General features: G+C 70.3%; 9 protein-coding genes and 1 pseudogene. 2 read left to right on the top strand and 8 right to left on the bottom strand.

What is annotated here, in order from left to right:
• The 6 genes from ACE3SS_RS13720 to ACE3SS_RS13695 all read right to left on the bottom strand — a co-directional run.
• On the bottom strand, positions 1-1,296 hold a 1,296-nt coding region (locus tag ACE3SS_RS13720), incomplete at its 3' end, for a glycerate kinase (RefSeq protein WP_374594866.1).
• 17 nt (positions 1,297-1,313) lie between these two features.
• On the bottom strand, positions 1,314-2,288 hold the full coding sequence (locus ACE3SS_RS13715; RefSeq protein ID WP_374594864.1) for an NAD(P)-dependent oxidoreductase: 975 nt from the start codon (positions 2,286-2,288) through the stop codon (positions 1,314-1,316).
• Positions 2,289-2,342: 54 nt separating this feature from the next.
• Positions 2,343-3,461: a 6-carboxytetrahydropterin synthase gene (locus ACE3SS_RS13710; RefSeq protein WP_374594862.1), complete on the bottom strand. Its 1,119-nt coding sequence runs from the start codon at positions 3,459-3,461 to the stop codon at positions 2,343-2,345.
• A 46-nt stretch (positions 3,462-3,507) separates the two neighbouring features.
• Positions 3,508-3,843 carry a nucleotide pyrophosphohydrolase gene (locus tag ACE3SS_RS13705; RefSeq protein WP_374594860.1) on the bottom strand — a complete coding sequence of 112 codons (336 nt, stop codon included), beginning with the start codon at positions 3,841-3,843 and terminating at the stop codon, positions 3,508-3,510.
• 8 nt (positions 3,844-3,851) lie between these two features.
• Positions 3,852-4,862: an anion permease gene (locus ACE3SS_RS13700; RefSeq protein WP_374594858.1), complete on the bottom strand. Its 1,011-nt coding sequence runs from the start codon at positions 4,860-4,862 to the stop codon at positions 3,852-3,854.
• A gap of 20 nt (positions 4,863-4,882) precedes the next feature.
• Positions 4,883-5,530 carry a DUF47 domain-containing protein gene (locus tag ACE3SS_RS13695; protein ID WP_374594856.1) on the bottom strand — a complete coding sequence of 216 codons (648 nt, stop codon included), beginning with the start codon at positions 5,528-5,530 and terminating at the stop codon, positions 4,883-4,885.
• A gap of 265 nt (positions 5,531-5,795) precedes the next feature.
• On the opposite strand from ACE3SS_RS13695, the gene ACE3SS_RS13690 reads away from it, so the two are divergent.
• Both ACE3SS_RS13690 and purT read left to right on the top strand, forming a co-directional pair.
• Complete coding sequence (locus tag ACE3SS_RS13690) at positions 5,796-6,566, top strand: DUF6675 family protein (RefSeq protein ID WP_374594854.1); 771 nt, start codon at positions 5,796-5,798, stop codon at positions 6,564-6,566.
• A gap of 67 nt (positions 6,567-6,633) precedes the next feature.
• The gene (gene purT / locus ACE3SS_RS13685) at positions 6,634-7,881 is read left to right on the top strand and encodes a formate-dependent phosphoribosylglycinamide formyltransferase (RefSeq protein ID WP_374594852.1); all 1,248 of its coding nucleotides are present in this window, start codon (positions 6,634-6,636) and stop codon (positions 7,879-7,881) included.
• Positions 7,882-7,905: 24 nt separating this feature from the next.
• On the opposite strand, the gene ACE3SS_RS13680 is transcribed toward purT, so the two are convergent.
• Together ACE3SS_RS13680 and ACE3SS_RS13675 are read right to left on the bottom strand one after the other, a co-directional pair.
• Positions 7,906-9,435: an AMP nucleosidase gene (locus tag ACE3SS_RS13680; RefSeq protein WP_374594850.1), complete on the bottom strand. Its 1,530-nt coding sequence runs from the start codon at positions 9,433-9,435 to the stop codon at positions 7,906-7,908.
• 60 nt (positions 9,436-9,495) lie between these two features.
• A pseudogene (locus ACE3SS_RS13675) lies at positions 9,496-9,749 on the bottom strand (ferritin-like domain-containing protein); the annotation flags it as partial.

Genomic DNA, 9,749 nt, shown 5'->3' with positions numbered 1-9,749 from the left:
CAGCACAGCGCGAAAGTCGTTCACATTGGTCAGCGTGGGCCCGGTGACGAGATCATCGCCGAGCGCGGCAAAGCAGTCGCCCGAGGCATGGTGGCGCAGCAGCGCGGCGGCGTCGAGCCCCAGCGCTTGCGCCCGCGCCAGGGTGTCGGGGGCCACCAGCGCGCCAGCCGCGTCGGGGCTGCCGTCGATGCCATCGGTGTCCGCCGCCAGCAGCCAGATGCGCGGCGCGCCCTGCAAGGCCAGCGCCGCGCTCAGGGCCAGCTCGCGGTTGCGGCCGCCCCGCCCGGCCGGTGCCGCGCTCGGCCCGAGCGTGACCGTGCTCTCGCCGCCCGACAACAGCACGCACGGGGCGCGGTAGAGCGGGTGCTCGCCGCGCGCCACTTGCAGCGCGAGGCGGGCCAGCGTGGCGCCGAGCTCGTGCGCTTCGCCTTCCAGCCGATCACTCAGCACGTGGGCGGCGAGGCCATGCTGCCGGGCGCAAGCGGCGGCATCTTGCAGCATGCCCTGCGGCGTGGCGATGAGTTGCGCGCTGTCGTGCGCGAAGCGCGGGTCGCCGGGCTTGGGCGTTTCGAGTTCGCCGCTGCGCAGCCGGGCCAGCAGCGCGGGCGGCAGGTCGAGCCGGTAGCGCTCGATCACGGCGAGCGCGTCGGCGCAGGTCGTGGGGTCGGGCACGGTGGGGCCGCTGGCGATGTCTTCGAAGCGGTCGCCGGGCACGTCGGACAGCGCCAGCGTCACCAGCCGCGCCGGGCGTGCATGCTGCGCCAGCCGGCCGCCCTTGAGCGCCGAGAGGTGGCGCCGCACGGTGTTCATCGCCCCAATCGGCGCGCCGCTGGCCAACAGTTGCCGGTTGAGCGCCTGCTCGCCGGCCAGGCTCCAGCCGTCGAGCGGCGCGGCCAGCAGCGCCGAACCGCCGCCCGACATCAAGGCGATCACCAGGTCGTGCGACGCCAGCCCGCGCAGCGCCGCGAGCAATTGCGCGGTGGCCTGCTGCCCGGCGGCATCGGGCACCGGGTGGGCGGACTCGAGCAGCGTGATGCGATCGGGTGGCGCGTTGGGTGCGACCGGTGGCACATGCCCGTAGCGCGTCACCACCACCCCGCTCAGCGGCGCCTCGACGGGCCAATGGGCTTGCAGCGCCCGCGCCATCGCCGCGCTGGCCTTGCCGGCCCCGATCACCACCGTGCGGCCCTTGCCGGGGTCGGGCGGCGTGGGCAGGCAGGGCGGCAGCGCGGTGTCAGGCTGCGCCCGCGCCACGGCGGCGTCGAACAGGGTGCGCAGCAGTTGGGCGGGTTGCATGACCGGAGCGGTTGGGCTCAAGGCGTCGGCGGCACCGAGCCGCTCAGGTGATCGGTCACCAGGGCCACGAGGCGGCTGGCCAGGCGGGCTTGTGCGGCTTCGCTGGCCCAGGCGCAGTGCGGGGTCAGCAGGAGGTTGGGCACGTCGGGCGCGAGCAGCGGGTGGGTGGACGGCGGGGGCTCGACGTCGAGCACGTCGATGGCGGCGCCCGCCAGGCGGCCCGCTCGCAAGGCGTCGGCCAGTGCGGCGGCATCGACCACCGCGCCGCGCCCGGTGTTGATGAGCACGGTGTGGCGCTGCAAGCGCGCCAGCCGCTCGGCGTTGAGCAGGCCGCGCGTGTCGGGCGTGAGCGGCAGGTGCAGGCTGAGGGCATCGGCCTCGGCGAGCAGCTCGTCGAGCGGGGACTCGTCTGGCGCGGCGGGTCGGCCGGGGCGTTGGGCAAAGCGCACGCGCATGCCCAAGCCTTGGGCGAGCCGGGCCGTGGCCTGGCCGATGCGGCCGCGCCCGACCACGCCGAGCAGCGCGCCTTGCAGATCGCGGATGCGTGGGCCGTGCCAGCAGAAGTGCGACGCTGCTGACCAGCGCCCGTCTTTCGCGGCAGCGGCGTAGGTGAGCAGTTGACGGCGCAGCGCCAGCAGGGTCGCGATGGCGTGCTCGGCCACCGACTCGCTGCCGTAATCGGGCACGTTGAAGACGCCGATGCCGCGGGCCGCTGCGGCGCCGAGATCGATGTTGTCGGTGCCGGCGGCCGCCACGGCAATGCGCTGCAGGCGCGGCGCGGTGGCCAGTAACTCGGCCGTTAGCTTGACCTTGTTGACGATCACCACCTCGGCGTCGGCCACGCGCGCGGCCACGTCGGCGGGCGCTGTGGTGTCAAACGCCTGATAGACGATGCGCTCGCGCACCGCGGGGGCCAGGTGCTCGAAGGGCAGCGCGCAGGGCAGCGTGCCGGCATCGAGAAAGACGACGGAGCAGCGAGGGTCGGTGGGCATGGCGCCTCCTGGGTCGAGCTGGCTGGGCGGGCGGCGTGGGCGACGGGAGCGACGTTAAAGCGGCAGCGCCGGGCCGTCGCGCGTGAGCATGGCCAGTGCGCCGCAGCCGCGCGTTTGATAGAGGTCGACGCGGTCGACCTGCGGCAGCACGGCGCGGGCCTGTTGCAGTACCCAGTGGGCCAGCGTGGCGGCGTCGCTGTCGGCCAGGTCGGGCCGTTCGTGCAGCGGGTGGTGGTCGAGCTGTTTGAAGATGGGCTTGAAGCGCTCTTTGACGTCGCCGAAGTCCACCGTCCAGCCCATCACGGTGTCGAGCGGGGCCGACAGGTGCAGGCGCAGCGTGTAGGTGTGGCCGTGGATCACGCTGTGCGGGTCGTGCGGCGGCGCGTGCTGCAGGCGCACGGCGCTGTCGAGCGTGAGCTCTTTCCAGATGCGGTAGTCGTGGCCGTTGAAGTTGGCGCCGCAGGTGCCGGTTTCGTACACCGTCACCCACGACAGCTCGGGCAGCACGGGCTTGAGGCGTTGCCACAGCCAGCCGGCGATCACCTCGCTGGTGGGGTTGTGCAGGCCGTCGATGTCGTTGAGGTACTTGTGGTTGAGCTGGTAGTGGAAGGGCGCCCAGATGCTGTCCAGGTGGTCGTAGTCGAGGCTGATGTCGCGCCCGCCAGCATCTTGATTGGCGTGCAGGATCACTTCGAAGCCGTGGCCGTGCAGCCGCCCGCATTTGTGGCCGAGCGGCACGTTGGGCAGCTTGTGGGCCGATTGAAAGCGGTAGCGCCGCCACACGTGGGCCTGGTCTTGCGCGTCGAGGTCGACACCCTGGTCGGCCGTGCTCTGGATGCCGACCTGCTCGAGCCCCGGCACCTCGCCGGCCGCCCCACTCGTCAATTGGTCGCGCAGCCAGCGCGCGAGGTTTTCGTCGGTGGGGGCGCGGTCGGGCAGCACCTCGTTGAGCAGTTGGTAGTCGAGTTGCTGGGTGTAGTGGGCCAGACGGTGCCCGAGCGTGTGCACCTCGGCGCCGGGGTAGGGCGCCCAGCCGGCCGGCAGGGCGGCGCGGATGCGCGCGACGAAGCTGTGGCCGTGCACGCGGCGGCCACGGTGGCCGTCGGGCAGCACGCCGACGTGGCGGGCGGATTCGAAGCCGCGCGAGGCGGCGAAGAGCGTGGTCAGGGGCATGTTCAGCAAAGGTCAGCGGCAAGGCGATGCCGACAGCCGTGGCAGCTTACCGCGCTTCGTCGGAGCCGGGCACCGGGAAGCGCCCTTCGTTGATCGCCAGCTTGCGCCAGGCGGCGTCCACCACGTCCACGCCCAGCTGGTTGCCCAACTGCACGAGGTAGAGCAGCACGTCGGCCATCTCGAGCGCCACGGCTTCGGTTTGCTCGGCGCTCAGCGCGCGGCTCTCGGCCTCGGTCAGCCATTGAAAGGGTTCGAGCAACTCGCCAGCCTCGACCACCAGGGCCGCCGCGAGGTTCTTGGGCGCATGAAAGCGCCCCCAGTCGCGCGCCTCGGCGAAGGCCTGGAGGCGGGCGGCGAGCTGCGCCAGCGAGTCGGCGGGCATGGGCGGCGTCAGAACAACACCAGGCTCAGCCAGTAGGCCAGCGCGGCCACCAGCGCCGAGGCCGGGATGGTGAGCACCCAGGCCCAGACGATGCTGCCGGCCACGCCCCAGCGCACGGCGCGCACGCGCTGCACCGAGCCCACGCCGACGATGGCGCCGGTGATGGTGTGGGTGGTGGACACCGGCACGCCCAGCGCCGTGGCGATGAAGAGCGTGAGCGCCCCGCCGGTCTCGGCGCAGAAGCCGCCCACCGGCTTGAGCTTGGTGATCTTCTGGCCCATGGTACGCACGATGCGCCAGCCGCCGAACATCGTGCCCGCGCCGATGGCCATGTAGCAGCAGGCGATCACCCAGGTCGGCGGCGTCTTGTCGGACGCGGCGGCGTAGCCGGTGGAGATCAGCAGCATCCAGATGAGGCCGATGGTCTTTTGCGCGTCGTTGCCGCCGTGGCCCAGGCTGTAGGCACCGGCCGACAGCAGCTGCAGGCGGCGGAACCAGCCGTCCACCCGGTTGGGCGGCAGGCGGCGGAAGATCCAGGCCACCGCCACCATCATCAGCGAGCCCAGCAGGTAGCCCAGCAGCGGCGAGACGAAGATGAACACCACCGTGCGAACGATGCCCGAGGCAATCAAGGCTCCCGCGCCGGCCTTGGCCAGCACCGCGCCCACGATGCCGCCGATCAGCGCGTGCGACGAGCTGCTCGGGATGCCGTAGTACCAGGTGATGAAGTTCCAGCTGATGGCGCCGGCCAGCGCGCCGAACACCACGTGCACGTCGATCACGCCGGGCTGGGCGATGCCCTTGCCCACCGTGGCCGCCACGCTGAGATGGAAGACGAAGAGCGCCACGAAGTTGAAGAAGGCCGCGAACAGCACGGCCTGGCTCGGGCGCAGCACGCCGGTCGAGACCACCGTGGCGATCGAGTTGGCGGCGTCATGAAAGCCGTTCATGAAGTCGAACAGCAAGGCCAGCACGACCAGGGCCGCGACGGCCCACAAGGCCACCTGCATGGTTTGCATGGGTCAGCTCCGGGGCGAGATCAGGAGTGCTCGAGGATCACGCCCTCGATCAGCTTGGCCACGTGCTCGCACTTGTCGGTGACGGTCTCGAGCAGCTCGTAGATGGCCTTGAGCTTGATGACCTCGCGCACGTCGGGTTCGTCGCGAAAGAGCTTGCTCATGGCGTTGCGCATCACGCGGTCGGCGTCGGATTCGAGCTGGTCGATCTCTTCGCAGGTCTTGAGCGCGGCGGCCGCGGTGGCGGGGTCGGCGATATCGTGCAGCAGCGACACCGCATGCTTGAGCCGCTCGGCGCTCTTGACGCACAGGGCGGTCAGGCGCTCGATCTCCTCGGTCATGCGGCGCACGTCGTACAGCGCCATGGTCTCGGCGGCGTCCTGCATGAGGTCGGCCACGTCGTCCATGATGTTGATCAGCTTGTGGATCTGCTCGCGGTCGAGCGGCGTGATGAAGGTCTTGTGCAGCAGGCGGTTGACCTCGCGCGTGACGGTGTCGGCGGCCGACTCGGCGGCGTCCACCTCGCGGGTGTACTTCTCGCGCAGGGCGGGGTCGTTGTAGTGCTTCACCAGATCGGCAAACGCATGCGCCGCCGTGACGATGTGGCTGGCGTGCTGGTTGAACAGCTCGAAGAAATCACCCTCGCGGGGCAGCAGCTTTCCGAAGAACATGGCGGGCGTGGCGTTCGTGTCGTGGGCACGACGGTTGATGATCCAAACGGGCTATTTTAAAAGCCGCGCCGGGCCGCGCGCGACCTCGATCAAGCGGGCTCGCCGCCGGTGAGCGCGGCTCGCTTGTTTACACTGCGGTCGTTTTGCCCGGGCGCCAGGCGATTGCAGCCGGCCGCCCCAGGCCTTCCACCGTCACCCGATCGAGCTGACTGCGCCTGCACGCAACGGCGCTTGCCCGCTCTCGACCGGGCAAGCGCTTTCAGCCATGAGCACTCACGACATCCGCACGAACCGGCTCTTTTTGATGGGGTGGGCCATCGTGGCGTTGGGAGCCGCCTGCGCGTCGCGTGGCGCGCAAGCCGCCCCGCTGGCTTGCGGCACGGCGGCGCCCGCGCCCTACCCGGCTGCCGTCGCCGCGCCGACCGTGCAGACCTGGACGGGCGCCTCGCCCGAGTCTGGCGGCCCGCCGCGCCCCGATTGCACGGGGTTGCGGTCGCGCGAATTCGTGCTGCTCGTGGCGGTGAGCGGCCGCTTTGCCCACGCGGGCTCGGCCGACGCGCTGCTGGCGCGAGTGGGGGCGGTGTCTGCCACCAAGGGCATGACCTATTGGTCGCAGACCGATCAGCGCCGCGAGGTGCTCATCACCGATGCCGCCGCGATCGACGGGCCCGAGACGCTGAAGCGCCGCGCCGATTTCTCGCCCGCCGAGCTGCGCACCGGCCAGCCGCTGTATTTCGTGCAGCACGACAACCGCGCCACCAACGACGTGCCCTACCAGCTGAGGCTGCGAGCCGCGTCGGCCACGGGGTGGTCGGTGACGTATGAAAACGCCGGCCCCATCAAGGCCTACCTCTTGACGCTGTTCGGGCCCGGCGACGTGCAGAGCGTCATCACGCTCGAGCAACTGGAGCCCGGGCAATGGGGCTATCGCAGCCTCACCGGCATCCGCCAGGTCGGCATCGGCTCGGTGGACCGCTACCGCGCCTCGTACGTCAACCGGGCAGTGGCGATGTTCGAGCACCTCGGCAAGCCGTGAAGGGCGCTGCGACAATGCGGCCCGGCCGGTTTGCCGGCGCACCGTTGTCACCTTCCGTGGAGCCGCCATGCCCCGTTCTGCCACCCCTCTTGCGCCGTACCGCGCCGCCCTCGGCACGCCGCTCAGCGCCAGCGCGACGCGCGTCATGCTGCTGGGCGCGGGCGAGCTCGGCAAGGAGGTGCTGATCGCGCTGCAGCGTCTGGGTGTCGAGACGATCGCGGTTGATCGCTACGACCACGCGCCGGGCCAGCAGGTGGCGCACCACGCCCGCACCATCACGATGAGCGACCCGGCCCAGCTGCGCACGCTGATCGAGGCCGAGCGGCCGCATCTCGTGGTGCCCGAGATCGAAGCCATCGCCACGCCGGTGCTCGAAGAGCTCGAAGCGGCGGGCGTGGTTCGCGTCATCCCGACCGCCCGCGCCGCCCGCCTGACGATGGACCGCGAAGGCATCCGCCGCCTCGCCGCCGAAACGCTCGGCCTGCCGACCAGCCCGTATAAGTTCTGCGATTCGCTGGCCGAGCTGCAGGCCGCCATCGATGGCGGCATCGGCTACCCCTGCATCGTCAAGCCGGTGATGAGCAGCTCGGGCAAGGGCCAGAGCAAGATCGACGGCCCGGCCGACGTGCAGCAGGCGTGGGACGTTGCGATGGCCGGCGGACGCGTCAGCCACGGCCGCGTGATCGTCGAAGGCTTCATCGATTTCGACTACGAGATCACGCAGCTCACGGTGCGCGCAGTCGGGTCAGGTGGTGGCGCGAACGGCCAGATCGAGATGCACTTCTGCGACCCCATCGGCCACATCCAGGTCAGCGGCGATTACGTCGAGAGCTGGCAGCCGCACCCGATGCAGCCGGTGGCGCTGCAACGCTCGCGCGACATTGCCAAGGCCGTGACCGACAACCTCGGCGGCCAAGGCATCTTCGGCGTGGAGCTGTTCGTCAAGGGCGATCAGGTGTGGTTCAGCGAGGTCAGCCCGCGCCCGCACGACACCGGCCTCGTCACGCTCGCCACGCAGTGGCAAAGCGAGTTCGAGTTGCACGCGCGCGCCATCCTCGGGCTGCCGGTCAACACGGCCTTGAAGTCGCCGGGGGCGAGCGCCGTGATCTACGGTGGCGTCGAAGCCCAGGGCGTGGCGTTCGACGGCGTGGCCGAGGCCCTGGCGGTGCCGCAGTCCGACCTGCGCCTGTTCGGCAAACCCGAGAGCTTTACCAAGCGCCGCATGGGCGTGGCGCTGGCCTTCGATGCCGACGTGGACGTGGCACGCGAGCGGGCGAAGTTGGCCGCCAGCAAGGTCAAGCCGCGCGCGGTCTGAGCCGCGCGTCTCGCCGACTTTGGCTTACTGAAACGCCACCTCGGCGAAGCTGCGTAGCTTGCGGCTGTGCAGGTGGTCGAGGCCCTGCTGGCGCAGCAGCTCGATGGCGCGGATGCCGATGCGCAGATGCTGGTCGACGCGCTCGCGGTAGAAGTGGTTGGCCATGCCCGGCAGCTTGATCTCGCCGTGCAGCGGCTTGTCGCTCACGCACAGCAAGGTGCCGTAGGGCACGCGGAATCTGAAGCCGTTGGCGGCGATGGTCGCGCTTTCCATGTCGAGCGCCACGGCGCGGCTCTGGCTGAAGCGGCGCTCGGGGCCCGGGTGCGGCAGCAGCTCCCAGTTGCGGTTGTCGGTCGACGCGACGGTGCCGGTTCGCATGATGCGCTTGAGCTCGTAGCCCTTGAGCTGGGTGATGTCGGCCACCGCCGCTTCGACCGCGAGTTGCACTTCGGCGAGCGGCGGGATGGGCACCCACAGCGGCAGTTCTTCGTCGAGCACGTGGTCTTCGCGCACGTAGCCGTGGGCCAGCACGTAGTCGCCCAGCTGTTGCGCATTGCGCAGGCCGGCGCAGTGGCCCAGCATCAGCCAGGCATGCGGGCGCAGCACGGCGATGTGGTCGGTGATGGTCTTGGCGTTGGCCGGGCCGACGCCGATGTTGACCATGGTGATGCCGGCGTGGTCTTTGCGCACCAGGTGGTAGGCCGGCATCTGCGGCAGGCGCGGTGGTGGTGCGCCGAGCTCATCGCCCGGTTGCGCGGGGGTGCCGACGCGACGGGTGACGACGTTGCCCGGCTCGATGAAGGCGATGTAGTCGTCGTCGGGATGCGGGTAGTCGGGGTTTACCGGCTTGGCCATCAAGGCGTGGCCCTGGCGCACGAACTCGTCGATGTAGAACTGGTAGTTCGTGAACAGCACGTAGTTCTGGAAGTGCTCGGGCAGCGTGCCGGTGTAGTGGCGCAGACGATGCAGCGAGTAGTCGACACGCGGCGCGGTGAACAGCGCCAGCGGGTGCGGCTCGCCGGGGCGCGGCTCGTGCGTGCCGTTGGCGATGCCGTCGTCCATGGCGGCGAGGTCGGGCAGGTCGAACACGTCGCGCATCAGCACGCGGCGCTCGGGCGCCATCGTGCCTTCGATGTGGTCGTGCTCGGCAAACGAGAAGTGCACCGGGATCGGTTGCGCGCTGGTGCCCACTTCAAGCGCCACGCCGTGGTTCTTCAGCAGCAGGCGGAACTGCTCGCGGTAGTAGTCGGCAAACAGCTCGGGGCGCGTGAGGGTGGTCTGGTAGGTGCCGGGGCCGGCGACGAAGCCGAAGCTCAGTCGCGAGTCGGCGCGCACCACGGTTTCGGTGTGCACGCGCACGAAGGGGTAGCAGGCGCGGACGTGTTCGGTGAAGACCTCGCCGGCCACGAAGCGTTGCATGGCCTGGCGCAGGTAGGCGATGTTGCCGTTGTAGATGGCGGCGGCGTGGTCGAACGCGGCGTCGGCGTCGGTGAAGCTGTGCGTGGTGAAGGTGGGCGCGGGGGCCGTGGGCTGGGGCTTCTTCTTGGCAGGCAAGGCGGGCTCGCTGGTCGGGCTGTCGATGAGCCTGATTGTGGGCGATCCGCCCGCTCTTTGCTAAGCCGGGGTCAGGCGGGCCGTCACTTCCTTGCGGTAGCGGTTGAGCTCTTGCACGCTGGCGAAGCTGCGCTCGAGCAGCAGGCTCATGTTGTGCAGGATGCGCTCGACCACCTTGGTTTCCCAGCCGGCGTCGAAGCGGATCTGCTTGTCGAGCCATTGCTCCAGCCAGGCCGGGTCGGGCAGGCGCGATTGAATCGTGTCGCGCGGGAAGAGCTTCTGGTTGACGTGCAGGTTGGTCGGATGCAGCGCCT

Origin of the sequence: Aquabacterium sp. (genome assembly GCF_041915145.1) — a bacterium.
GTDB lineage: Bacteria > Pseudomonadota > Gammaproteobacteria > Burkholderiales > Burkholderiaceae_C > Aquabacterium.
Note: the sequence above shows the minus strand (reverse complement) of the source record. Positions and strands in the feature narration are given on the sequence as shown.